This is a genomic window from Salmonella sp. 2020_1395, from assembly GCF_043848115.1.
In the GTDB taxonomy this organism is placed as follows: domain Bacteria; phylum Pseudomonadota; class Gammaproteobacteria; order Enterobacterales; family Enterobacteriaceae; genus Salmonella; species Salmonella enterica.
On the sequence record NZ_JBCMFH010000007.1, the window covers coordinates 240222 to 263466 of the forward strand.

Consider the following 23245-nt stretch of genomic DNA (forward strand, 5'->3'; position numbering starts at 1 on the left):
TTATTATTCACCTGAGCATCAAATTCTATTTCTTAACTTCAATATAAGGTAAAAATGCGTCAAGTTCTCTGGCGTAATAAATGTACTCTTGTCCGTCGATTTGACAAGATGAAAACTTCATCACCTCTCCAGATTACATCTGAATATGAGGACAAGAGAAATGAAAAAACATGCTATTGCAGTAATGATGATCGCCGTATTTTCTGAGTCGGTTTATGCGGAGTCTACCTTATTTATTCCGGACGTCTCTCCTGATAGCGTCACGACATCCCTTTCCGTGGGTGTGTTAAATGGTAAATCCAGGGAGCTGGTTTATGATACCGACACCGGGCGGAAGCTGAGTCAACTGGACTGGAAAATAAAAAATGTCGCCACGTTGCAGGGGGATTTATCATGGGAACCCTATTCGTTCATGACGCTGGACGCCCGCGGCTGGACGTCTTTGGCGTCGGGATCGGGTCATATGGTTGACCATGACTGGATGAGCAGTGAGCAGCCTGGCTGGACCGATCGTTCAATTCATCCGGACACCAGCGCCAACTATGCTAATGAATACGATTTGAACGTGAAAGGTTGGTTATTGCAGGGCGATAACTACAAGGCGGGCGTAACAGCGGGCTATCAGGAAACCCGTTTTAGCTGGACGGCAAGAGGCGGGTCTTATATTTATGATAATGGTCGATATATTGGTAATTTTCCTCATGGCGTGCGCGGCATAGGTTATAGCCAGCGTTTCGAAATGCCCTATATCGGGCTGGCGGGTGATTATCGTATTAATGACTTTGAGTGTAATGTACTGTTTAAATACAGCGACTGGGTAAATGCGCATGATAATGACGAACACTACATGCGCAAACTTACCTTCCGTGAAAAAACGGAAAATTCACGATATTATGGCGCTTCTATTGACGCCGGATATTATATTACCAGTAATGCAAAAATCTTTGCTGAGTTTGCTTACAGTAAATATGAAGAAGGTAAGGGCGGTACGCAAATCATAGATAAAACCAGCGGTGATACGGCGTATTTTGGTGGCGATGCCGCAGGTATAGCTAATAATAACTATACGGTTACCGCGGGGTTGCAGTACCGCTTCTAGACCACATCAGGATGTCATCGGTCATAACCGGCCGATGACGACTTTTTGCTGAACGTGTGGCATATCCGGTGATGTTGCATAGGGGCAATAAAAGCAACATGAAAGGGGAACCGCTCGAAAGGTTATGCAGCAAGAAGAGAATGTCCTGGGTATCAATGGTGTCCCCTGCAGGAATCGAACCTGCAACTAGCCCTTAGGAGGGGCTCGTTATATCCATTTAACTAAGGGGACAACGCGGCGCCAGTATAGCGTTTTTTATTCGCCGGAGTAAGTGTAGCGCCGCCTGACTGGTTAAACCGTCGCCACTCAGCGCTGTTTTTCCGCTTTTTTTCGCTCCCGTTCCAGGCGCTCGCCGCGTAGCCTCGCTTCTTCCTTACGTTTATTGCTCATATCGTTGCGGATCTGCGCGTGGCTCATTAATGCGAAAATAAAAGTGCCGCCGCAGATATTCCCGGCAAGTGTGGGAAGGGCGAAGGGCCAGAGAAAGTCGCTCCAGGGCAGCGTGCCGTTGAAAACCAAATACAAAATTTCAACGGAACCGACGACAATATGGGTGGTATCGCCCAGCGCGATAAGCCAGGTCATCAAAATAATGACCACAATTTTTGCCCCGCCTGCAGCAGGAAACATCCATACCATTGTGGCGATGATCCAGCCAGAGATAATCGCGTTGGCAAACATCTCCGTTGGGCTATTTTTCATGACCTCCATACCAATTTTGACAAAGGCGTCGCGGGTCTCTTCATCAAATATAGGCATATATTCAAATGCCCACGCCGCAACCCCGGTGCCAATAAGGTTGCCCAATAAGACTACGCCCCATAAGCGCATCAGCAGGCCAACGTTACTCAGAGTGGGATTTTGCATTACCGGCAATACGGCAGTAACGGTATTTTCAGTAAATAATTGCTGGCGGGCCATGATGACAATGATAAAACCAAAGGTATAGCCGAGATTTTCCAGTAAAAAGCCGCCGGGAACGCCTTCAAGCTGCACGTGGAAAATCCCTTTCGCCAGGAGTGATGCCCCCATAGAAAGTCCTGCGGCAATGGCTGACCAGAGCAAAGCCATCGCATCGCGTTCCATCTCTTTTTCACCATCCTGGCGAATATGTTCATGAATCGCCATGGCGCGGGAAGGAAGACGATCTTCATCCACTTCAATCTCTTTACCGCTTTGTTTTTCTTCGCTTTCAACTTCCAGGTCACTGCTGTGCCGGTTAATTTTATCGTCGTTAAGGCTATCCATGATGATCTCTGCTGATTAACACATATTAATAAAGCGTAGCGGTTTTTCATTTACCCAGGCCGGGGCATTCTCCGAAAAAATAAAAATGATCACGCTCGTTTTTATCTGTTTCGTTAGAATAGGGCCGTCACGTTGTTGCGTTACCAGGCTATGCTCAAAGCAATGAGATCGCGCATATAGACATCGTTTGACGTGCTGTTAAAATCGCTCACACCTAAACAGGCGGATACGGTAGCGTTCCGTCATGGATGGCAATCAGCGATAGCCATAATTCACAGGGAGACATCTATGAAGCTTCGCCTGTCGGCGCTGGCGCTGGGAACCACACTGCTGGTCGGGTGTGCGAGTTCCGGTACAGAACAGCAGGGGCGTTCAGACCCATTTGAAGGGTTTAACCGCACCATGTACAACTTCAACTTTAATGTGCTGGACCCGTATGTTGTTCGGCCGGTCGCGGTCGCCTGGCGTGATTATGTTCCACAGCCTGCGCGTAACGGTTTAAGTAATTTCACCGGCAACCTCGAAGAACCGGCGATCATGGTGAACTATTTCCTGCAGGGCGATCCTTATCAGGGTATGGTGCATTTCACACGTTTCTTCCTGAATACCTTATTAGGGATGGGCGGCTTTATTGACGTCGCGGGAATGGCGAATCCTAAGCTGCAGCGCGTTGAACCGCATCGCTTTGGCAGTACGCTGGGCCATTATGGCGTGGGGTATGGGCCTTATATGCAACTTCCGTTCTACGGCAGCTTCACGCTGCGTGAAGATGGCGGGGATATGGCGGATACCTTGTATCCGGTGCTCTCGTGGTTGACCTGGCCAATGTCCATAGGAAAATGGACTATCGAAGGGATAGAAACCCGCGCGCAGTTGCTGGACTCCGATGGTTTGCTGCGCCAGTCTTCCGATCCTTATATTATGGTGCGCGAGGCGTACTTCCAGCGTCATGACTTTATCGCCAATGGCGGAAAACTCAAGCCGCAGGAAAACCCGAACGCGCAGGCGATTCAGGACGAACTCAAAGAGATCGACTCGGAATAAACGGCAGTAAATAAAAAGGTGAGCGCAATGCTCACCTTTTTGATCCGTTTCAGAAAGAGATTAGAACGCGTAGTTAAAGTTAGTACCGAACAGCCAGGCTTTCCCTTCAGATTCAAACTGATAAGGGCCTTCATTAATTTTCACGCTCTGACCATGCATATAAGAGACGCCAACGTCGACAGACGCATCTTTGTTAAAGGCGTAAGTCGTACCGGCGCTCAGCCAGAAACGGTCCTGGTCCGGAATAGAGATAGAACGGTTTTGCGCTGGTACCGGGCTGTCATCGAAGGCGATACCGGTACGGAACGTCCAGTTGTCATCGTAGTAATAGGTGGTGCCCAACGCAATGCGATAAGCGTCTTTAAAGCCTTCATGCTTTTCAAAGAGCGTATCGCCGGCGGTCGATTTTGCCTTCAATTCCTGGAACTGGCTCCAGCTGGTATAGGCCAGGCTATAGTGGATGGCCCACTGTGGCGCCACACGGTTATAACCGGACACTTCCCACATTTCCGGCAGATTCAGCGTCAGGTAGCCTGACTGCGTCGCGCCGCCGGTTGCCGTTGGGATAGGCAGGTTAAATCGGTTTATAGCGATGGGAAGATCGCTACTGTAGTTGCCTTTAAAGTCAATTTTGACTTCCGAGCGGTAGGTCAGTGCGTAGCGGTTATTTTTATCCAGTTCATAAAGGATACCGGCATTCCAGCCAAAGCCCCACTGATTACCGTTCAGGTGGGCAATCTTGGTGTCGCTGGGAATCTGACCCGCGATCGGCGCCAGCGCCGGATTCTGTGCCGCGACCAACTGGCCTAAATCGCCCGCAAAACGTTCGATTTTCGCGCGCGCGTATACCGCATCAAAGCCGAGGCCGAAGCTCCAGGCCTCATTTAAGCGATAAGCGCCGCTTAAATTCAGGTTCATGGTTTCAAGATCGGTCGTACCGCCTACCGAGCCGCCGGCGTATGTGTCGTTAAACTCTGTCGCCAGACCATAGTTAGAGGTAATAGAAGCCCCCCAGCCAAACTGATCGTTAATCGGGGCGACAAAATGGACGTTCGGCACCCAGGCCGTCGGCGCGATGTTATCCGCATCTAACGTCCGACGAGATGGCGATGTCCCGCTAATATTAACATCAGGATCAATATAAACCGCGCCCGCTGAAAACGTCGGGCGGTCAAACATGGTAATTAACGCCGGGTTGCGGCTAACGTTACCCGCATCATCTGCGATTGCGCCTTCACCCGAATAGGCCCGGCCAAGGCCAGAGGAAGAAAATTCGTTTAACTGAAAGCCTGCAGACCAGGCCTGGGTGGAGATGATTGCCACTGCGACTGCGAGAGCAGACTTTGTAAACAGGGTTTTCTGGCTCATGACCATAACCTCATTGATTATTTTTATACAAACTATGTTACATGCTGTAACAGGAGCGCGAAGTGTAGGGTCTGCGGTACGACTTAGAAATCAGACCAGTGGCGAGAGTATAGGTCTGACCAGCTAGAATGTTGCAAGTATGTTTATAAGTTTTTTCAATTGTGATCTTAGAAACGAGATCTGGCTGGCAAAATCGGCGGGCTTAACGGTCACCCGATCGCGCGATTTTTGTTTTAGATCATTTTTAAGTGTGATTTCGGTCACTTAACGCGTTTCCCACCATTAACGACTGGAGAGGCGAATGCCGGGAGCGTAAAATATCCCCATCGTTTATCTGGCACCCTGGGTGCAAATACAGAGGAAATCTACAATGAGTAAATGCAGTGCTGATGAAACCCCGGTTTGCTGCTGTATGGACGTTGGAACCATCATGGACAACTCCGATTGCACCGCGTCATACAGCCGCGTATTCGCTACCCGCGCAGAGGCTGAAGAGACGCTGGCGGCGTTAACCGAAAAAGCGCGTAGCGTGGAGTCTGAACCTTGCCAAATTACGCCAACCTTTACCGAGGAATCCGAAGGCGTTCGTCTGGATATTGATTTTGTTTTCGCCTGCGAAGCAGAAACGCTGATCTTCCAGCTCGGCCTGCGTTAATCCGTTCATTCACGACGCCTCCGTCATCATCTGGCGGAGGCGTTTTCTTTTTTTGTCGTTTCCCTTCACTGTGCCTTAGCTCCCACTTTCTTTTCTCTCTGCTTGGCTAAATGTAAAAAATTGGTTAAGACTGTGATCAGGTCAGACCACTAATTTATTTTTTTACAGGGGAGTACTATGCGTCAGGCTTTACCGTTGGTCACCCGCCAGGGCGATCGCATTGCTATTGTCAGTGGGTTACGAACCCCCTTCGCTCGTCAGGCCACTGCATTTCATGGTATTCCCGCTGTTGATCTCGGCAAGATGGTGGTAGGCGAGCTGCTGGCGCGCAGTGAAATTCCAGCCGATGCCATTGAGCAACTGGTTTTTGGTCAGGTAGTACAAATGCCGGAAGCGCCCAACATTGCGCGCGAAATTGTGCTGGGTACGGGGATGAATGTTCATACCGATGCCTATAGCGTAAGCCGCGCCTGTGCCACCAGTTTTCAGGCGGTAGCGAATGTGGCGGAAAGCCTGATGGCCGGCACGATACGCGCGGGTATCGCTGGCGGCGCGGATTCGTCGTCGGTACTGCCAATAGGCGTGAGTAAAGCCCTGGCGCGGGTACTGGTTGATGTCAATAAAGCCCGGACGACCCGCCAACGGCTGACGCTTTTTTCTCGTCTGCGCTTACGCGACCTGCTGCCCGTTCCTCCCGCCGTTGCTGAGTATTCCACCGGTCTGCGCATGGGCGATACCGCCGAACAGATGGCGAAAACGTATGGTATTACGCGTGAACAGCAGGACGCGCTGGCGCATCGTTCACATCAGCGCGCCGCGCAGGCATGGGCGGAGGGTAAACTGGCGGAAGAAGTGATGACGACCTATGTGCCGCCGTATAAAAACCCCTTTGCAGAAGACAACAACATTCGCGGCGCCTCCACGCTGGCGGACTACGCCAAACTGCGTCCCGCTTTTGACAGAAAACATGGCTCTGTGACCGCCGCCAATAGTACACCGCTGACCGACGGCGCTGCCGCCGTTATTATGATGACCGAATCCCGCGCTAAAGAGCTGGGGCTGCGCCCGCTTGGTTATCTGCGCAGCTACGCCTTTACCGCTATTGATGTCTGGCAGGACATGCTATTGGGGCCGGCCTGGTCAACGCCGCTGGCGCTGGAGCGGGCCGGGTTGACGATGGCCGATCTGACGCTTTTTGACATGCATGAAGCGTTTGCCGCTCAGACTCTGGCGAACTTACAACTGCTGGGCAGCGAACGATTTGCCCGTGAGGTGCTTGGTCGTGCGCAGGCGACAGGGGAGGTGGATGACGCTAAATTCAACGTGCTCGGCGGCTCAATCGCCTACGGGCATCCTTTTGCCGCAACGGGCGCACGGATGATAACCCAAACGTTGCATGAGTTACGGCGTCGGGGCGGAGGTTTTGGCCTGGTCACAGCCTGCGCGGCTGGCGGTCTTGGCGCGGCGATGGTTCTGGAGGCGGAATAATGACTACCACATCAGCTTTTATGCTTAACGTGCGTCTGGATAATGTCGCGGTTGTCGCTATTGATGTCCCTGGAGAAAAGGTGAACACCCTGAAAGCGGAGTTTGCCGCGCAGGTACGCGCCATTCTGAAGCAAATCCGGGAAAACAAAGCGTTGCAGGGCGTTGTTTTTATCTCAGCCAAAGCAGATAACTTTATTGCTGGCGCTGATATCAACATGATAGGTCACTGCCAAAACGCGCAGGAAGCGGAAACGCTGGCGCGTCAGGGGCAACAACTGATGGCGGAGATCCAGGCGTTGCCTGTTCCGGTTATCGCCGCCATTCATGGCGCCTGTCTGGGGGGCGGTCTTGAAATGGCGCTGGCCTGCCATCGGCGTATCTGTACCGACGACGTTAAAACCGTTCTCGGACTGCCGGAGGTACAGTTAGGGCTTTTACCGGGATCGGGCGGAACGCAGCGACTTCCACGGCTGGTGGGGGTCAGTACCGCGCTGGATATGATCCTGACAGGTAAACAGCTTCGCGCCAGACAGGCGCTTAAAGCCGGGCTGGTTGATGATGTGGTGCCGCAAACCATTTTACTGGAAGCGGCTGTCGAGCTGGCTAAAAAAGAACGCCTGGCGCAGCGGACATTACCGGTCCGGGAACGTATCCTGGCGGGGCCGCTGGGGCGCGCGCTGTTATTTCGCCTGGTGCGTAAAAAGACGGCGCAAAAAACGCAGGGTAATTATCCGGCGACGGAGCGGATCATTGATGTGATTGAAACCGGACTGGCGCAGGGCAGCAGTAGCGGCTATGACGCGGAAGCGCGCGCTTTCGGCGAGCTGGCGATGACGCCTCAATCGCAGGCGCTGCGCGCTGTTTTCTTTGCCAGTACCGAGGTGAAAAAAGATCCCGGTAGCGATGCGCCGCCCGGCCCGCTGAACAGCGTGGGCATCTTAGGCGGCGGGTTAATGGGCGGCGGTATCGCCTGGGTTACGGCCTGTAAAGGCGGCTTGCCAGTACGAATTAAGGATATAAATACTCAGGGGATCAATCATGCTCTGAAGTACAGCTGGGATCTGCTTGAAACAAAAGTACGCCGCCGCCATATCAAAGCCAGCGAACGCGATAAACAGTTGGCGTTGATATCAGGTTCTACCGATTACCGTGGTTTCAGTCATCGTGATCTGGTCATTGAAGCGGTGTTTGAAGATCTGCCGTTAAAACAACAGATGGTGGCGGAAGTGGAGCAAAATTGCGCTGCTCACACCATTTTTGCCTCCAATACTTCTTCCCTGCCGATTGGCGATATTGCGGCGAATGCGGCCAGACCGGAACAGGTGATTGGATTGCACTTTTTTAGCCCGGTCGAAAAAATGCCGCTGGTTGAGGTCATTCCTCACGCGTCTACTTCCGCGCAGACCATCGCCACGACCGTTAAGCTGGCGAAAAAACAGGGTAAAACCCCGATAGTCGTCAGCGATAAAGCCGGGTTTTATGTTAACCGAATTCTTGCGCCATATATCAATGAGGCGATTCGGATGCTGACTGAAGGCGAACGCGTCGAACATATTGACGCCGCCCTGGTAAAATTTGGTTTTCCGGTGGGGCCAATCCAACTTTTGGATGAGGTAGGAATCGACACGGGCACTAAAATTATTCCTGTGCTTGAGGCGGCGTATGGAGAACGTTTTAGCGCGCCTGCAAATGTTGTCGCTTCAATTTTGAATGACGATCGCAAAGGTAGAAAAAATGGTCGCGGTTTCTATCTTTATGGCGAAAAAGGGCGTAAAAGCAAAAAACAGGTTGACCCTGCTATTTATAAGCTTATTGGCGTGCAAGGGCAGAGTCGACTGTCTGCGCAGCAGGTGGCAGAGCGCTGTGTCATGTTAATGCTTAACGAAGCGGCGCGCTGTTTCGACGAAAAAGTGATTCGCAGCGCGCGCGATGGCGATATTGGCGCCGTGTTTGGTATCGGTTTTCCGCCGTTTCTCGGTGGCCCGTTCCGCTATATGGATGCTCTCGGGCCGGGTGAAATGGTGGCGACATTACAGCGCCTGGCCGCACTTTACGGTCCTCGTTACGCGCCTTGTGAACAATTAGTGCGCATGGCGGAGCGCAGGGAGCATTTCTGGACGAATGGGGAAACTGACCAGGGAAATTGAGGTCAAAGAGAATATGAATCCGCACTGAATGCCTCCTTAGTGGCGAAATAATAATCAAGGATTGACTATACTTACGCCATTGAGGTAAAAAACAGCGTTTCATTCAGTGAATGGATAAGGCACAATGCCGGCCACCGCATTTTTGCCGCAGCCAATAGGGGCATGTGGTAAGCGTGTTGGTGAAACTGGTTAACAAAAGCGGTGCAATATGCAAGTTTTTATCATGCGTCACGGCGACGCAGCCCTCGATGCCGCCAGTGATTCGGTTCGTCCCTTGACCCCTTGTGGGTGTGACGAGTCTCGCCTGATGGCGAACTGGCTGAAAGGTCAAAAAGTGGATATCGAACGTGTTCTGGTGAGTCCGTTTCTTCGGGCCGAACAGACGTTAGATGTGGTCGGCGATTGTATGAATCTGCCGGCTCAGGTGGATGTCCTGCCGGAGCTAACGCCCTGTGGCGATGTCGGTCTGGTCAGCGCCTACCTCCAGGCGCTGGCCAATGAAGAGATCGGATCGGTGCTGGTGATCTCTCACTTACCTCTGGTCGGATACCTGGTATCTGAGCTTTGTCCGGGCGAAACGCCGCCGATGTTCACGACGTCCGCAATTGCCAACGTTACGCTTGATGTAAGCGGCAAGGGGACATTCAACTGGCAAATGAGTCCCTGCAATCTGAAAATGGCGAAAGCGATTTAATCTTTGCTGCCTGATGGCGCTTCGCTTATCAGGCCTACGACAGCGCTGGCTGTTCGTAGGCTGGATAAGGCGCTTGCGCCGCCATCCGGCAATTCCGCATCAGGGTAATTCGGGCGGTTGCCACTCTTCCACTTCAATCAACACCAGCAGCGCGGCGTCGCCGCCGTACTCTTTCGGCGCCTGATGAAAGGCCATCACATGCGGATGCTGCGCCAGCCATAACGGCGTTTGCTGTTTCAGAATATGTTTACCGTGTCCATGCATGACGCAGGCGCAAAAAATATGTTCCCGACGGCAGGCGGCAATCAGCGCTCCCAGTTCCTGCTTGGCCTGAAGCTGCGTTAAGCCGTGTAAATCCAGAAACAGTTCCGGCGAATAGTCGCCGCGGCGCATTTTTTTTAGCTCGAAATGGCTGACATCTTCACGGACATACTTTACCGGCCCTTCCGTATTGAGCAGCGGCTGGAACTCATCAGAAAAATAGTGGCTGGCGTCCGCCTGTTCCTGAATTAACCTTCGGGTAGGGACTTCCGTGATTTTCTTGCGCAGCGGCCGATGGACGATAGTATCCTGTTTAATCTTTCGGGTGCCGACCATCAGCTGACGGAACAGCGCCTGGTCCTCCTCGCTGAGCGATGTTTTCTTTTTCATTCGTGGGTCTCGTCTGATCTTTTGCCTTAGTTTACCCGACCCGGAGGATATCCGAACGGTCAAAACGGATTTTTCGTATTCTCCCGCCGCGTCAATGCTGATTTATCCCTGTCTTCGTGGCAAACTAGCCGCCGAATTTAATGCGAGCATGCCCTGGAGGAATACGTGGATAAAATTTTCGTCGATGAAGCAGTAAGTGAACTGCATACCATTCAGGACATGTTGCGCTGGGCGGTAAGCCGCTTTAGCGCGGCGAATATCTGGTATGGACACGGTACCGATAACCCGTGGGATGAAGCGGTACAACTGGTGTTGCCGTCTCTTTATCTGCCGCTGGATATTCCGGAAGATATGCGGACCGCGCGGCTGACGTCCAGCGAAAAACACCGCATTGTTGAGCGAGTGATTCGTCGCATTAACGAGCGTATCCCGGTCGCCTACCTGACCAATAAAGCCTGGTTCTGCGGCCACGAATTTTATGTCGATGAGCGCGTGCTGGTGCCGCGTTCGCCTATTGGCGAGCTGATTAATAACCACTTCGCCGGCCTTATTAGCCAACAGCCGAAATATATTCTGGATATGTGTACCGGCAGCGGCTGCATCGCCATCGCCTGTGCTTATGCTTTCCCGGACGCAGAGGTTGATGCGGTCGATATTTCGCCGGATGCGCTGGCTGTCGCCGAGCATAACATTGAAGAACACGGTCTTATCCATCACGTGACGCCAATCCGTTCCGATCTGTTCCGCGATCTGCCGAAAGTTCAGTACGATCTGATTGTCACTAACCCGCCTTATGTCGATGCGGAGGATATGTCCGATCTGCCGAACGAATATCGCCACGAACCTGAGCTGGGGCTGGCGTCCGGCACTGACGGCCTCAAATTGACCCGTCGTATCCTGGGAAATGCGCCGGATTATCTGTCCGATGACGGCGTTCTGATTTGTGAAGTCGGAAACAGCATGGTACATCTGATGGAGCAGTATCCGAATGTGCCGTTCACCTGGCTGGAGTTTGACAACGGCGGCGATGGCGTCTTTATGTTGACCAAAGCGCAGTTGCTCGCGGCCCGTGAACATTTCAACATTTATAAAGATTAAAACACGCAAACGACAACAACGATAACGGAGCCGTGATGGCAGGAAACACAATTGGACAACTCTTTCGCGTAACCACTTTCGGCGAATCACACGGGCTGGCGCTTGGGTGTATCGTCGATGGCGTGCCGCCCGGCATCCCGTTAACGGAGGCCGATCTGCAGCACGATCTCGACAGACGCCGCCCCGGCACCTCGCGCTATACTACCCAGCGCCGCGAACCGGATCAGGTAAAAATTCTCTCCGGCGTGTTTGATGGCGTGACGACCGGCACCAGCATTGGCCTGCTGATTGAAAACACCGATCAGCGCTCGCAGGACTACAGCGCGATTAAAGATGTTTTTCGTCCGGGACACGCGGATTACACCTATGAGCAGAAATACGGCCTGCGTGATTACCGTGGCGGTGGACGTTCTTCCGCGCGTGAAACCGCGATGCGCGTAGCGGCAGGGGCGATTGCCAAGAAATACCTGGCGGAAAAGTTCGGCATCGAAATCCGCGGCTGCCTGACCCAGATGGGCGACATTCCGCTGGAGATTAAAGACTGGCGTCAGGTTGAGCTTAATCCGTTCTTTTGCCCCGATGCAGACAAACTTGACGCGCTGGACGAACTGATGCGCGCGCTGAAAAAAGAGGGTGACTCCATCGGCGCGAAAGTGACGGTGATGGCGAGCGGCGTGCCGGCAGGGCTTGGCGAACCGGTATTTGACCGACTGGATGCGGACATCGCCCATGCGCTGATGAGCATCAATGCGGTGAAAGGCGTGGAGATCGGCGAAGGATTTAACGTGGTGGCGCTGCGTGGCAGCCAGAATCGCGATGAAATCACGGCGCAGGGTTTTCAGAGCAACCACGCTGGCGGCATCCTCGGTGGTATCAGTAGCGGGCAACACATTGTGGCGCATATGGCGCTGAAACCTACCTCCAGCATTACCGTGCCGGGACGTACGATCAACCGGATGGGTGAAGAAGTCGAAATGATCACCAAAGGGCGCCACGATCCGTGTGTGGGGATTCGCGCAGTGCCGATCGCAGAAGCCATGCTGGCGATCGTGCTGATGGATCACCTGCTGCGCCATCGGGCACAGAATGCGGATGTAAAGACAGAGATTCCACGCTGGTAAGAAATGAAAAAAACCGCGATTGCGCTGCTGGCATGGTTTGTCAGTAGCGCCAGCCTGGCGGCGACGCCGTGGCAGAAAATAACCCATCCTGTCCCCGGCGCCGCCCAGTCTATCGGTAGCTTTGCCAACGGATGCATCATTGGCGCCGACACGTTGCCGGTACAGTCCGATAATTATCAGGTGATGCGCACCGATCAGCGTCGTTATTTCGGCCACCCGGATCTGGTTATGTTTATCCAGCGGTTGAGTCATCAGGCGCAGCAACGGGGGCTCGGAACTGTCCTGATAGGCGACATGGGGATGCCTGCCGGAGGCCGCTTTAATGGCGGACACGCCAGTCATCAGACCGGGCTTGATGTGGATATTTTCTTGCAGTTGCCGAAAACGCGCTGGAGCCAGGCGCAGCTATTGCGCCCGCAGGCGTTAGATCTGGTGTCCCGCGACGGTAAACACGTCGTGCCGTCGCGCTGGTCGTCGGATATCGCCAGTCTGATCAAACTGGCGGCACAAGACAATGACGTCACCCGTATTTTCGTCAATCCGGCTATTAAACAACAGCTTTGCCTCGATGCCGGAAACGATCGTGACTGGCTACGTAAAGTACGCCCCTGGTTCCAGCATCGCGCGCATATGCACGTGCGTTTACGCTGCCCTGCCGACAGCCTGGAGTGCGAAGATCAACCTTTACCCCCGCCGGGCGATGGATGCGGCGCTGAACTGCAAAGCTGGTTCGAACCGCCAAAACCTGGCACCACAAAGCCTGAGAAGAAGACACCGCCGCCGTTGCCGCCTTCCTGCCAGGCGCTACTGGATGAGCATGTACTCTGATGGACAATTTTTATGATCTGTTTATGGTCTCCCCGCTGCTGCTGGTGGTGCTGTTTTTTGTCGCCGTACTGGCAGGATTTATCGATTCTATCGCCGGGGGCGGAGGGCTGCTCACTATCCCTGCGCTGATGGCCGCCGGGATGTCGCCGGCAAACGCGCTGGCGACCAATAAATTACAGGCGTGCGGCGGCTCCCTCTCGTCTTCGCTCTATTTTATTCGCCGTAAAGTGGTAAACCTGGCCGAGCAAAAGCTCAATATTCTGATGACGTTCATTGGCTCGATGAGCGGCGCGCTGCTGGTGCAGCACGTGCAGGCGGATATTTTGCGCCAGATCTTGCCTATCCTGGTGATTTTCATCGGCCTCTATTTTTTATTGATGCCGAAGCTGGGCGAGGAAGATCGCCAGCGCCGCCTGTATGGATTACCGTTCGCGCTGATAGCCGGGGGATGCGTCGGGTTTTACGACGGCTTTTTCGGGCCTGCCGCCGGGTCGTTTTACGCTCTGGCGTTTGTCACCTTATGTGGCTATAACCTGGCGAAATCCACGGCACATGCCAAAGTGCTTAACGCTACCTCCAACGTTGGCGGCCTGCTGTTATTTATCATCGGCGGCAAAGTGATCTGGGCGACGGGCTTCGTGATGCTGGTTGGTCAGTTTTTAGGGGCGCGAATGGGGTCGCGTCTGGTATTGAGCAAAGGCCAAAAGCTTATCAGACCGATGATCGTTATTGTCTCGGCGATAATGAGCGCCAGGTTACTTTATGATAGCCACGGACAGGAGATCCTCCACTGGTTGGGGATGAATTAATGAACAATACGCACCATTACGAACAGTTAATTGAGATTTTTAACGGCTGCTTTGCCGAAGAATTTAATACCCGTCTGATTAAAGGCGACGACGAACCGATCTATCTTCCTGCTGACGCGCAGGTACCGTACCACCGCATCGTCTTTGCGCATGGGTTTTACGCCAGCGCGCTGCATGAGATTTCTCACTGGTGTATCGCCGGTAAGGCGCGCCGCGAACTGGTTGACTTTGGTTACTGGTACTGCCCGGATGGACGCGACGCGCAGACCCAAAGTCAATTTGAAGACGTCGAGGTGAAGCCACAGGCTTTCGACTGGTTGTTTTGCGTGGCGGCGGGGTATCCCTTTAACGTCAGTTGCGACAATCTGGAAGGCGATATTGAGCCGGATCGCGTGGCGTTTCAGCGCCGGGTTCATGCGCAGGTAATGGCGTATCTGGAGCAGGGCATTCCTGAACGTCCGGCCCGCTTCATCAAAGCGCTACAGAATTACTATCACACGCCCGAACTTAAGGCGGAACAGTTCCCGTGGCCGGAAGCGCTTAATTAAAGCCAGCGCCACGTTTACAATGAGGAAAGAAGATGATCGCGGAGTTTGAATCACGCATTCTGGCATTAATTGACGATATGGTAGAGCACGCCAGCGACGATGAGCTTTTTGCCAGTGGATACCTGCGTGGCCACCTGACGTTAGCCATTGCCGAGCTGGAGAGCGGTGATGACCACTCCGTTGAGGCGGTCTATGCCAACGTTAGCCAAAGTCTGGAGAAAGCGATCGGCGCCGGCGAACTGTCGCCGCGCGATCAGGCGTTAGTCAAAGCGATGTGGGACAATTTGTTCGACAAGGCAAAACAATAACGCCGTGGGCCGGAAGGCGACGCTTGCCGCCTTCCGCTATTGACTGACCCATTACTTCACCGCTTTTCCCTTCAATAACTTTCTCACCCATAACCGATTTGGATTTAACGCCGCCAGCGTACCGGCATCCAGTGGAATCGGCTCGTTACTCATCTGCGCCGCTAGAATTTCTGCGCATAATGGCGCTGAGCACAAACCGCGCGATCCCAGCGCGCCGAGCATAAATAAACCCGGATAGACAGGCGCAGGCGCCGCCGACGTTTTATTATCGGCTAAATCGGCGTAATGCGTCAGCGTGGCATGGTAATCCGGGACATTGCCCACCATCGGCAGATGGTCGCGGGTGGCGCAACGCACGCCGCAACGGGCTCTGTTGCCGCTAACGTCAACCTCTGTGGCCCATTTCGCATCCGGAAAACAGTCAAGCAGACGCTGTCGGTTCTGACGCTGATCTTCTTCGCGCCAGACGGTGCTTTCGTCGCCCCGGTGATAGCTGGCACCAATACAGTGCTGCTGATTATGCGGATTTTGCGGCGTCAGATAGCCGTCGTAGCATAACACCTGACGCAACGCCGAGAGGGCGGGGGTGGTGGGAATATGACTGACCTGCCCCCCGACGGCATACACCGGCAGCGGCTGGGTCTGATCAAAACGGTTAATCTGATGGCCGTTCGCCAGAACGACGGTCTCATGGCTGGCGGTTTCACCTGACGTAAAGCGCAGTTGCCAGCGCGACTCCTGCGCAACGAGCGACGTGAGCGTATGGCGAAAGCGCGTTTGTAAACCCTGTTCGGTCGCCAGTGCGATGACTGCGCGAGTTAATTGTTCCGGGCACAGCCAGCCGCCTTCCGGATAGGTAATTCCTCCGCAGCGTGTCGTCACGCCAACCGCCTGTTCCGCCTCTTCGGCATTGAGCGCCGAGGCCAGTCCGGCGGGCAGCGCCAGGGACAGCATCTGGGCGATTTTCTGCTGGCTTTTCTCATCCCATCCGAGCTGCGTCACGCCGCACCAGTCATGATCAAAAGAGACGGGCAGGGCATCATACAGGCGACGGGCAAAGGTGAATGCGGTCGGGAAAAAGCGATTAATGGCGGCGTCATGTTTGCTAAGGAGCGGATAAAGCGCGCCCTGTCGATTACCGGAAGCGCCCTGGGCGGGCTGATCATCTGCGCAATAGAGCGTCACCTGCCAGCCGCGACGCAGTAACGCCAGTGATAACAGCGCGCTGGCGATGCCGCCGCCAATGATCGCCGTTTCACGTTTTTCGCTTCCGCTGCGGTAAAACCAGGGCGCGGAAAGGGTCGGCATGAGGTGTTGTTCCATCACTCCGCAAAGCATCTCGCGTTTACGTCCGAAGCCTTTGCGTTTTTGCATGGTAAAACCGGCTTCCTGTAATCCCCGACGGACGAAACCCGCCGAGGTAAACGTCGCCAGCGTTGCGCCGGGCCGCGCCAGCCGCGCCATCGCGTTAAACAGGTTTGGCGTCCACATATCCGGATTTTTCGCCGGGGCAAAACCGTCGAGGAACCAGGCGTCGACTGTTTGATTCAGCGTGGCGTCCAGTTGGTCGGTCAGCTCATTAATATCGCCAAACCACAAATCCAGCGTCACCCGGCCCCGATCCAGCAATAGGCGGTGGCACCCCGGGAGCGGCAGCGGCCATTGCGCCTGCAGCTGCTCTGCCCAGGGCGCGAGCTCCGGCCAGTGTTGGTGCGCCAGCGCCAGATCGTCGCGCGTTAACGGGAATTTCTCAAAACTGATGAAATGTAACCTTTGTAGCGTCGCCTGTGGGTGCGCAGAACGAAAGCTGTCAAACGCCTGCCACAGCGTCAGGAAGTTAAGTCCGGTGCCAAAACCGCTTTCCGCGACTATAAATAATGGATGTGAATGTACGGGAAATCGCTCCGCAAGACGATTGCCGCCAAGAAAAACGTAGCGTGTCTCTTCGAGTCCATTGTCATTAGAAAAATAGACATCATCAAAATCTCGGGAAACAGGTGTACCCTCAGCGTTAAATTCGAGTGTGGCGGGTTGTATGGCGTATTGTTTCACGTAAGTTACTCGTCTGACGGGCGGTATCGCGATCTTAACGATGTGTGCCTGACGGCGCAAATTTCCGTACTAAATGGCTGATCGGACTTGTTCGGCGTACAAGTGTACGCTATTGTGCCAATCGAAACTTAAAAATAGTGCGAATTACAGAGGTATTGAATGAAACGTGCAGTGATTACTGGCCTGGGCATCGTTTCCAGCATCGGTAATAACCAGCAGGAAGTCCTGGCATCTCTGCGTGAAGGACGTTCAGGGATCACTTTCTCTCAGGAGCTGAAGGACGCCGGCATGCGTAGCCAGGTATGGGGCAACGTAAAACTGGATACCACTGGCCTCATTGACCGCAAAGTCGTGCGCTTTATGAGCGACGCCTCCATCTATGCTTATCTGTCTATGGAGCAGGCAGTGGCCGACGCCGGTCTGGCGCCGGAAGTCTATCAGAATAACCCGCGTGTCGGCCTGATTGCAGGTTCCGGCGGCGGCTCCCCGAAATTCCAGGTCTTTGGCGCAGACGCCATGCGTAGCCCGCGTGGTCTGAAAGCCGTGGGCCCGTATGTGGTGACGAAAGCAATGGCATCCGGCGTTTCCGCCTGCCTCGCTACGCCGTTTAAAATTTATGGCGTGAACTACTCCATTAGCTCCGCTTGCGCGACCTCCGCACACTGTATCGGCAATGCGGTTGAACAGATCCAACTGGGCAAACAGGACATCGTTTTTGCTGGCGGCGGCGAAGAGCTGTGCTGGGAAATGGCCTGTGAGTTCGATGCGATGGGCGCACTGTCCACCAAATATAACGATACGCCTGAAAAAGCGTCCCGTACCTATGATGCGCACCGTGATGGGTTTGTCATCGCGGGCGGTGGCGGTATGGTTGTTGTCGAAGAGCTGGAACACGCTCTGGCGCGCGGCGCGCATATCTATGCGGAAATCGTCGGTTACGGCGCAACATCCGATGGCGCAGACATGGTTGCTCCGTCTGGTGAAGGCGCAGTACGTTGCATGCAGATGGCGATGCACGGCGTAGACACGCCGATCGACTACCTGAACTCTCACGGTACCTCTACTCCGGTAGGCGACGTGAAAGAACTCGGTGCAATCCGTGAAGTGTTTGGCGATAACAGCCCGGCAATTTCTGCAACCAAAGCGATGACTGGCCACTCGCTGGGTGCCGCAGGCGTGCAGGAAGCTATCTACTCTCTGCTGATGCTGGAGCACGGTTTTATCGCGCCGAGTATCAACATCGAAGAGCTGGATGAGCAGGCTGCGGGTCTGGACATCGTGACCGAAACGACCGAGCGTGAACTGACTACCGTAATGTCTAACAGCTTCGGTTTTGGCGGCACCAACGCCACGCTGGTGATGCGTAAGTTGTAAGCCTGACTATTACGTTGTAGTATCAATAATGAAACAGGTCGCTAATGCGACCTGTTTTTTCATTCAGGGAACAACAAATTATATGGATATTCTATAAATGCCAACTAATACATTAGATAAAATTAGGCATAGTTTGAGTTGTGTGGCTGTTTTATTTGGTTTGCTTGGTATTTTTGTTTTTGCCTCATTTTCGCCTTCCTATGCCTGGCTTTATTTGGGAGGTCTGGCTGCGCCTTTTATATATAGTATTGTTTTTGTCTATGCGATTGCCGCCTGGAGTATTTATTCAAAGTATTACCCGTTTTTATCATTGGGCCGCTTATCATTTGTGGAATGTTTTTTTCCGGCGCTGGCCCTGGTGTGCCTTACCGTTCTCTACAATGCTTTTAGTGGCCCGGAACCCTGGATGGCCGAGTTATCAAGGCAATTTTTTCTTCATAAATTTCTTAACACGCTGGCGATGTGCTTTCTGGCTCCTGTGGCGGAGGAAATTATATTCAGAGGGTTTTTATTAAACAGCAGTATCGGTTGGGGTCGGTACTCAAGAGTTTCCGGTATTATTATTACCTCACTCGCTTTTGCAATTATGCATACACAATATCTCTTTGCGGTGACTTTTGTTTATCTGTTTGTTTTTTCATCGATATTATGCGTTGTTCGAATGAGAAGTCGAGGGTTAATGATACCGATAATACTTCATATTTTAAATAATGCCTGGGTTATTTTCGGCTTACTGTTTTCAGCGACGGAATAAGCGCCTGATGCAAGAGGCGCTTTAACCTCTCCGGTACGAACAAGAGACCGATGCGGTTCCCTTTTTTAATGCTTCTTATATTCCGGCGCGACTTTCGCTGACCAGGCCTCAGCCTGGGTGATGGCGCCTGCGTCATAAATCGGCTGTTCATAACCCTTATCAGCATCCCGAACGCGGTAAATTTTCCAGCGTCCCTCTTCCCAACGGGTATAAACTTCCAGGTGGATGGGCGTTGACTCTGTAGCCAACAGAACATCCACTTTTTCTCCGCCGAGGAAAGGGTGTGCCTTCCCAACCCGTAACTGTGGAATCCACTCTGGCGCATAGTCCTGCGCATACATAAAATAATCTGCCCCCACAATCTCCTGTTCATAAAGGGACTGTATTAGCGCCAGGCGATGAATAACCTCTTTAGCAACGTAACGTTGCATTAAGGCGGTGGTGTCGTCAGGGGTATTCACATCGTTCGTGAACGTCGTCATCCATGAGGTATAGAACTGCTTCACGGCCTGCGTACTGTCGTGATGAGGCGCAGAGCAACTACAAAGCAACAGGATAAGCGCGACAAGGGAGAACGTTTTCATTAATTCTTCCTGTAGATGGTATATGAGGGCCTGGCTGCCCGGTAGCCCGGGCCGGCCCACATATCGCGTTGTTTAAAATCTGAATACCACTCTGTGCCATCGTATATCGCCATGTGACCGCTCGGGTTTCCGCCAGCGTAAGGTTGAATAATGATGACGTCACCCTCGCGCGGCATTTCATAGGTACCAATAGCGGTGAATCCGGCGCTTCTTAACATTGGGCCATAATCTTTCGCATGATATGTATGCCCCAGCGTGATACCGCCCGCCTGAATTGCCTTTCGGGTAAATTCCGCACACCGGCCTGACGAGAAAGATCTCTGAGCGTAATACCTCTTTTTTCAAGTGCACTTTTAATATCTGCACGATGCCAGTCCTGGCTTTTTGGTTCCATTCTGTAATCCTAAGAAGATGTGTTATCGGCACCGATATTTTTAAGGTAAAAATTAGCACGAGAAAAAGAAAGTTACTTTCTTTTTCACTCTGAGAATAGTGCCGGAAAGAAAGCAAAATTTCGCGAAAAAGAAGAAATATTTTTATTTCATCAGGGGAAAGGAAAGAAACCGATGGCAAAGGAATGGTTCACGGTTAAGGAATGTCTTGGCTTACCGGGGTTTCCGGGAAGCGAGCCTGCGGTTCGCGAACGTTTGTATAAGTACAGCGAAGGGAAAGAGGGTGTCAGGCGTAAGCGTGTTAAATCAAAGGCCGAGGAGTTTCATATATCTGTTTTCCCTCTTTATGTTCATCGTTATCTTGACGACAGCGGAGAGGAACCGACGCCAGAACCCATTTCCTTACAGGAAGCGGAGCCTGAAGATATCCAGGAGATGATGTTCAGGTTACTGACGCCAGAACAGCGCAAGCAGGTGACCGGACGGTTTAAGGTGAGAGGGATGAAAGCGGTCTTTCCCTTTCTGTTTAATGACACGCCGCCACGTTGATACCCTGGCTGCAATTTCAAGGTTGACAAGTTTCGCGTCTCACAGGCAGACTTCACTCTCTACATTATCCTTCCGATAATGCGTAAGCGTTTAACGTTATCCAACGCACCTTAATCCTGACGTTCAGGTAGAGGGGGGCGTGGCCTTTCCCCGCCTTACTCTGCATTCTGGAGTAATGCATGACAGCAGTTAGCCAAAAAACAACGACCCCGTCTGCGAATTTTTCGCTGTTCCGCATCGCCTTTGCGGTTTTCCTGACCTATATGACGGTCGGCCTGCCGTTACCCGTCATCCCGCTTTTTGTCCATCACGAACTGGGCTATAGCAATACGATGGTTGGGATCGCCGTGGGCATTCAGTTTTTTGCGACGGTACTGACGCGCGGCTATGCCGGACGGCTGGCGGATCAATATGGCGCTAAACGATCGGCGTTACAGGGGATGTTTGCCTGCGGGCTGGCGGGCGCCGCCTGGCTCCTGGCCGCGCTGTTGCCGGTTTCCGCGCCGATAAAATTCGCGCTGCTTATTGTCGGGCGTTTGATCCTCGGATTTGGCGAAAGCCAGCTGCTGACCGGAACCCTGACCTGGGGACTGGGGTTGGTTGGCCCAACGCGTTCCGGTAAGGTGATGTCGTGGAACGGAATGGCGATTTACGGCGCGCTGGCGGCCGGTGCGCCGTTGGGCTTGCTGATCCATAGCCACTTTGGCTTCGCGGCGCTGGCGGGGACGACGATGGTTTTACCGCTGCTGGCCTGGGCATTCAACGGCACCGTGCGTAAAGTGCCTGCGTATACGGGGGAGCGACCTTCACTGTGGAGCGTGGTCGGGCTTATCTGGAAACCGGGCCTGGGCCTGGCATTGCAGGGCGTGGGCTTTGCCGTCATCGGTACGTTTATTTCACTTTATTTTGTCAGCAATGGCTGGACGATGGCGGGATTCACCCTGACCGCGTTTGGCGGTGCGTTTGTACTGATGCGCATGTTGTTCGGTTGGATGCCGGACCGCTTTGGTGGCGTGAAGGTCGCCGTTGTCTCATTGCTGGTTGAGACGGCAGGGCTGCTGCTCTTGTGGCTGGCGCCGACGGCCTGGATAGCGCTGGTAGGCGCGGCGCTCACCGGGGCTGGGTGTTCACTGATTTTCCCGGCGCTGGGCGTGGAGGTTGTGAAACGCGTACCTGCACAGGTACGCGGTACGGCGCTGGGCGGCTACGCCGCGTTTCAGGATATCTCCTACGGCGTTACCGGCCCGCTGGCGGGCATGCTGGCCACGTCATGCGGCTATCCTTCCGTATTTCTCGCGGGAGCGATCTCCGCAGTGGTTGGCATCCTGGTGACGATATTATCGTTCCGGCGTGGTTAAGAAACCAGCCAGAAAAGCGCCAGTACAATTATTAGCGCGATAAACAACAGGCCTGGCCGCGCAGACAGATTTTTCACGGTTTCAATCATCGGTGCGAACGGACGGTAGATGGGTTGAATAGAGAGTGGTTCCAGCTCATCCGTCTCCCGCTCTACGCGACGCAGGAAAATATGGTTAAGTAAATCCTGCACCTGGGCGGTGGTCAGCACCGTTTGCGGCTGAATTTGATAAGTGTGTTGGGCATACTCTTTGATCGCTGTGAGTTCGTCCGGTTCCAGCGGTTGTTTTAACGCAGCTTGCAGCGTATGTAGCGTAGGCGCGTGTTGTAGTGACAGCGTCTGCCGCGCCTGTAGCCATGTCGCCAGATGGGTAAACTGCTTTGCCGGAATGAGCTCGCCGCTTTTCACGCCGGAGAGTTCCAGCATTGATTGCCAGATAAGTTTGTTTGACTCGCCGGTCGCGGCTGCCAGCTTCGTCACCAACTGATTCAACGTATTATGTTCAGCAGGCAATAATGGCCGATCCGTTGCCGGACGTTGCTGCGGCTGCGGAATGGAAAGCTGCCCCTGTTGCAGGAGCGTCAGTACGTTTTTGAGTTGATCGGGCGTAAGCTGGCTAAGCGCGGTTTGACCGTATTGCTGACGGATAAAATCGCTGACGGCCTGACGATTATTCCCGACGCCAAGCAGCTCTGTTAGCTGTGAAAGTACCTGACGATTGGCGTGATTTTGCTGCGCTACGCCCAGACGCTGGGTAAGATTCTGTTCAGCGGCGGGGAAGTGGCGCGACAGTAGCGGCGCGTCATTTTTTATCCCCAGATCGTGTTTCATTCCGGCCCATACTTCCGCGCTTTGCTGCTGGGTCAGTGAAATCAGGCGCGTGATCAGCCTTTCCAGTACCGTACGCTGTTGCATGGAAAGCGGCTGCTCGCTCGCAGCGGAAAGAGGATTGCGCCCTTCGCCTGGAGGCTGTGCAGGGGCGCCGGAGATGGGATGCATAATTAATTATCCTTTAACCATAAATCTGAGCAATATATGCCTGGCGGCCAGATTATGGCACACTTGTCCGGTTAACTC

The 23245-nt window shown here is 53.4% G+C and carries 22 protein-coding genes, 1 tRNA gene and 2 pseudogenes; 16 read left to right on the forward strand and 9 right to left on the reverse strand.

The window, feature by feature from the left end:
• Positions 1-160: 160 nt before the first annotated feature.
• On the forward strand, positions 161-1099 hold the full coding sequence (gene pgtE, locus ACH0WD_RS13760; RefSeq protein ID WP_000716011.1) for an omptin family outer membrane protease PgtE: 939 nt from the start codon (positions 161-163) through the stop codon (positions 1097-1099).
• A 156-nt stretch (positions 1100-1255) separates the two neighbouring features.
• On the opposite strand, the gene ACH0WD_RS13765 is transcribed toward pgtE, so the two are convergent.
• A tRNA-Arg gene (locus tag ACH0WD_RS13765) sits at positions 1256-1330 on the reverse strand.
• Between the two features lie 75 nt (positions 1331-1405).
• Positions 1406-2347, reverse strand: coding sequence for a formate/nitrite transporter family protein (locus tag ACH0WD_RS13770; RefSeq protein WP_000377772.1), 942 nt, complete (start codon positions 2345-2347; stop codon positions 1406-1408).
• 288 nt (positions 2348-2635) lie between these two features.
• Between ACH0WD_RS13770 and mlaA the strand changes: the two genes are divergently transcribed.
• The gene (mlaA, locus tag ACH0WD_RS13775; RefSeq protein ID WP_000776787.1) at positions 2636-3391 is read left to right on the forward strand and encodes a phospholipid-binding lipoprotein MlaA; all 756 of its coding nucleotides are present in this window, start codon (positions 2636-2638) and stop codon (positions 3389-3391) included.
• Between the two features lie 60 nt (positions 3392-3451).
• Here the strand turns inward: mlaA and fadL are convergent, their stop codons facing one another.
• Complete coding sequence (fadL, locus tag ACH0WD_RS13780) at positions 3452-4759, reverse strand: long-chain fatty acid transporter FadL (protein WP_001537977.1); 1308 nt, start codon at positions 4757-4759, stop codon at positions 3452-3454.
• 370 nt (positions 4760-5129) lie between these two features.
• Between fadL and ACH0WD_RS13785 the strand changes: the two genes are divergently transcribed.
• The 4 genes from ACH0WD_RS13785 (at position 5130) to sixA (ending at position 9743) form a co-directional block, all read left to right on the forward strand.
• Positions 5130-5414, forward strand: a complete 285-nt coding sequence (locus tag ACH0WD_RS13785) for a YfcZ/YiiS family protein (RefSeq protein ID WP_000030904.1) — start codon at positions 5130-5132, stop codon at positions 5412-5414.
• Positions 5415-5591: 177 nt separating this feature from the next.
• Positions 5592-6902 (forward strand): acetyl-CoA C-acyltransferase FadI, encoded by a 1311-nt coding sequence (fadI, locus tag ACH0WD_RS13790; RefSeq protein WP_001248128.1) that lies wholly within the window; start codon positions 5592-5594, stop codon positions 6900-6902.
• Positions 6902-9049, forward strand: coding sequence for a fatty acid oxidation complex subunit alpha FadJ (gene fadJ, locus ACH0WD_RS13795; RefSeq protein ID WP_000214145.1), 2148 nt, complete (start codon positions 6902-6904; stop codon positions 9047-9049). Before fadI ends, fadJ begins: the two co-directional genes overlap by 1 nt.
• Before the next feature lie 208 nt (positions 9050-9257).
• Positions 9258-9743, forward strand: coding sequence for a phosphohistidine phosphatase SixA (gene sixA / locus ACH0WD_RS13800; RefSeq protein WP_001195801.1), 486 nt, complete (start codon positions 9258-9260; stop codon positions 9741-9743).
• A 99-nt stretch (positions 9744-9842) separates the two neighbouring features.
• Here the strand turns inward: sixA and smrB are convergent, their stop codons facing one another.
• The gene (gene smrB / locus ACH0WD_RS13805; RefSeq protein WP_000730794.1) at positions 9843-10394 is read right to left on the reverse strand and encodes an endonuclease SmrB; all 552 of its coding nucleotides are present in this window, start codon (positions 10392-10394) and stop codon (positions 9843-9845) included.
• A gap of 165 nt (positions 10395-10559) precedes the next feature.
• On the opposite strand from smrB, the gene prmB reads away from it, so the two are divergent.
• The 6 genes from prmB to ACH0WD_RS13835 are packed head-to-tail and all read left to right on the forward strand — an operon-like array spanning position 10560 to position 15106.
• Positions 10560-11492, forward strand: coding sequence for a 50S ribosomal protein L3 N(5)-glutamine methyltransferase (prmB, locus tag ACH0WD_RS13810; protein WP_001650203.1), 933 nt, complete (start codon positions 10560-10562; stop codon positions 11490-11492).
• Between the two features lie 35 nt (positions 11493-11527).
• Positions 11528-12613 carry a chorismate synthase gene (aroC, locus tag ACH0WD_RS13815; protein WP_000918457.1) on the forward strand — a complete coding sequence of 362 codons (1086 nt, stop codon included), beginning with the start codon at positions 11528-11530 and terminating at the stop codon, positions 12611-12613.
• Positions 12614-12616: 3 nt separating this feature from the next.
• Positions 12617-13441 (forward strand): penicillin-insensitive murein endopeptidase, encoded by an 825-nt coding sequence (gene mepA / locus ACH0WD_RS13820; RefSeq protein ID WP_000750428.1) that lies wholly within the window; start codon positions 12617-12619, stop codon positions 13439-13441.
• A complete protein-coding gene (locus ACH0WD_RS13825; protein WP_000368598.1) occupies positions 13441-14250 on the forward strand; it encodes a sulfite exporter TauE/SafE family protein in 810 nt (269 codons plus the stop codon). The genes mepA and ACH0WD_RS13825 overlap by 1 nt, the downstream gene beginning before the upstream one ends.
• Positions 14250-14798 (forward strand): elongation factor P hydroxylase, encoded by a 549-nt coding sequence (locus ACH0WD_RS13830; protein WP_001066345.1) that lies wholly within the window; start codon positions 14250-14252, stop codon positions 14796-14798. Before ACH0WD_RS13825 ends, ACH0WD_RS13830 begins: the two co-directional genes overlap by 1 nt.
• A gap of 32 nt (positions 14799-14830) precedes the next feature.
• Positions 14831-15106: a YfcL family protein gene (locus ACH0WD_RS13835; RefSeq protein WP_000559749.1), complete on the forward strand. Its 276-nt coding sequence runs from the start codon at positions 14831-14833 to the stop codon at positions 15104-15106.
• Positions 15107-15157: 51 nt separating this feature from the next.
• Here ACH0WD_RS13835 and mnmC read toward each other — a convergent pair whose 3' ends face one another.
• On the reverse strand, positions 15158-17158 hold the full coding sequence (mnmC, locus tag ACH0WD_RS13840) for a bifunctional tRNA (5-methylaminomethyl-2-thiouridine)(34)-methyltransferase MnmD/FAD-dependent 5-carboxymethylaminomethyl-2-thiouridine(34) oxidoreductase MnmC (protein ID WP_000816093.1): 2001 nt from the start codon (positions 17156-17158) through the stop codon (positions 15158-15160).
• 159 nt (positions 17159-17317) lie between these two features.
• Here mnmC and fabB point away from each other — a divergent pair, with 159 nt between their 5' ends.
• Positions 17318-18532, forward strand: coding sequence for a beta-ketoacyl-ACP synthase I (fabB, locus tag ACH0WD_RS13845; RefSeq protein ID WP_000817159.1), 1215 nt, complete (start codon positions 17318-17320; stop codon positions 18530-18532).
• Between the two features lie 97 nt (positions 18533-18629).
• Positions 18630-19286 carry a CPBP family intramembrane glutamic endopeptidase gene (locus ACH0WD_RS13850; RefSeq protein WP_001142914.1) on the forward strand — a complete coding sequence of 219 codons (657 nt, stop codon included), beginning with the start codon at positions 18630-18632 and terminating at the stop codon, positions 19284-19286.
• A 65-nt stretch (positions 19287-19351) separates the two neighbouring features.
• On the opposite strand, the gene ACH0WD_RS13855 is transcribed toward ACH0WD_RS13850, so the two are convergent.
• From ACH0WD_RS13855 to ACH0WD_RS13865, 3 genes and pseudogenes are all read right to left on the reverse strand, one after another.
• A complete protein-coding gene (locus ACH0WD_RS13855; protein ID WP_000847539.1) occupies positions 19352-19870 on the reverse strand; it encodes a YbjP/YqhG family protein in 519 nt (172 codons plus the stop codon).
• A pseudogene (locus ACH0WD_RS13860) lies at positions 19870-20187 on the reverse strand (hypothetical protein); the annotation flags it as partial. The gene ACH0WD_RS13855 and the pseudogene ACH0WD_RS13860, both read right to left, overlap by 1 nt.
• Positions 20133-20264 (reverse strand): annotated as a pseudogene (locus ACH0WD_RS13865) (helix-turn-helix domain-containing protein); the annotation flags it as partial. The pseudogenes ACH0WD_RS13860 and ACH0WD_RS13865, both read right to left, overlap by 55 nt.
• 172 nt (positions 20265-20436) lie before the next feature.
• Here ACH0WD_RS13865 and ACH0WD_RS13870 point away from each other — a divergent pair.
• Positions 20437-20811: a hypothetical protein gene (locus ACH0WD_RS13870; protein ID WP_001051265.1), complete on the forward strand. Its 375-nt coding sequence runs from the start codon at positions 20437-20439 to the stop codon at positions 20809-20811.
• Positions 20812-20990: 179 nt separating this feature from the next.
• Positions 20991-22169 (forward strand): MFS transporter, encoded by a 1179-nt coding sequence (locus ACH0WD_RS13875; RefSeq protein ID WP_000127722.1) that lies wholly within the window; start codon positions 20991-20993, stop codon positions 22167-22169.
• On the opposite strand, the gene flk is transcribed toward ACH0WD_RS13875, so the two are convergent.
• A complete protein-coding gene (gene flk, locus ACH0WD_RS13880) occupies positions 22166-23167 on the reverse strand; it encodes a flagella biosynthesis regulator Flk (RefSeq protein ID WP_000553397.1) in 1002 nt (333 codons plus the stop codon). The genes ACH0WD_RS13875 and flk overlap by 4 nt on opposite strands.
• Positions 23168-23245 lie beyond the last annotated feature (78 nt).

Excerpts from the sequence above, each read along its gene's own strand:
- aroC (WP_000918457.1), top strand. The coding sequence starts at position 11,528 with ATGGCAGGAAACACAATTGGACAACTCTTTCGCGTAACCACTTTCGGC.
- mepA (WP_000750428.1), top strand. The coding sequence starts at position 12,617 with ATGAAAAAAACCGCGATTGCGCTGCTGGCATGGTTTGTCAGTAGCGCC.
- ACH0WD_RS13830 (WP_001066345.1), top strand. The coding sequence starts at position 14,250 with ATGAACAATACGCACCATTACGAACAGTTAATTGAGATTTTTAACGGC.
- pgtE (WP_000716011.1), top strand. The coding sequence starts at position 161 with ATGAAAAAACATGCTATTGCAGTAATGATGATCGCCGTATTTTCTGAG.
- fadJ (WP_000214145.1), top strand. The coding sequence starts at position 6,902 with ATGACTACCACATCAGCTTTTATGCTTAACGTGCGTCTGGATAATGTC.
- smrB (WP_000730794.1), bottom strand. The coding sequence starts at position 10,394 with ATGAAAAAGAAAACATCGCTCAGCGAGGAGGACCAGGCGCTGTTCCGT.
- sixA (WP_001195801.1), top strand. The coding sequence starts at position 9,258 with ATGCAAGTTTTTATCATGCGTCACGGCGACGCAGCCCTCGATGCCGCC.
- fadI (WP_001248128.1), top strand. The coding sequence starts at position 5,592 with ATGCGTCAGGCTTTACCGTTGGTCACCCGCCAGGGCGATCGCATTGCT.
- ACH0WD_RS13835 (WP_000559749.1), top strand. The coding sequence starts at position 14,831 with ATGATCGCGGAGTTTGAATCACGCATTCTGGCATTAATTGACGATATG.
- ACH0WD_RS13850 (WP_001142914.1), top strand. The coding sequence starts at position 18,630 with ATGCCAACTAATACATTAGATAAAATTAGGCATAGTTTGAGTTGTGTG.
- ACH0WD_RS13875 (WP_000127722.1), top strand. The coding sequence starts at position 20,991 with ATGACAGCAGTTAGCCAAAAAACAACGACCCCGTCTGCGAATTTTTCG.
- fabB (WP_000817159.1), top strand. The coding sequence starts at position 17,318 with ATGAAACGTGCAGTGATTACTGGCCTGGGCATCGTTTCCAGCATCGGT.
- mlaA (WP_000776787.1), top strand. The coding sequence starts at position 2,636 with ATGAAGCTTCGCCTGTCGGCGCTGGCGCTGGGAACCACACTGCTGGTC.
- ACH0WD_RS13825 (WP_000368598.1), top strand. The coding sequence starts at position 13,441 with ATGGACAATTTTTATGATCTGTTTATGGTCTCCCCGCTGCTGCTGGTG.
- ACH0WD_RS13855 (WP_000847539.1), bottom strand. The coding sequence starts at position 19,870 with ATGAAAACGTTCTCCCTTGTCGCGCTTATCCTGTTGCTTTGTAGTTGC.
- fadL (WP_001537977.1), bottom strand. The coding sequence starts at position 4,759 with ATGAGCCAGAAAACCCTGTTTACAAAGTCTGCTCTCGCAGTCGCAGTG.
- flk (WP_000553397.1), bottom strand. The coding sequence starts at position 23,167 with ATGCATCCCATCTCCGGCGCCCCTGCACAGCCTCCAGGCGAAGGGCGC.
- ACH0WD_RS13770 (WP_000377772.1), bottom strand. The coding sequence starts at position 2,347 with ATGGATAGCCTTAACGACGATAAAATTAACCGGCACAGCAGTGACCTG.
- ACH0WD_RS13785 (WP_000030904.1), top strand. The coding sequence starts at position 5,130 with ATGAGTAAATGCAGTGCTGATGAAACCCCGGTTTGCTGCTGTATGGAC.
- ACH0WD_RS13870 (WP_001051265.1), top strand. The coding sequence starts at position 20,437 with ATGGCAAAGGAATGGTTCACGGTTAAGGAATGTCTTGGCTTACCGGGG.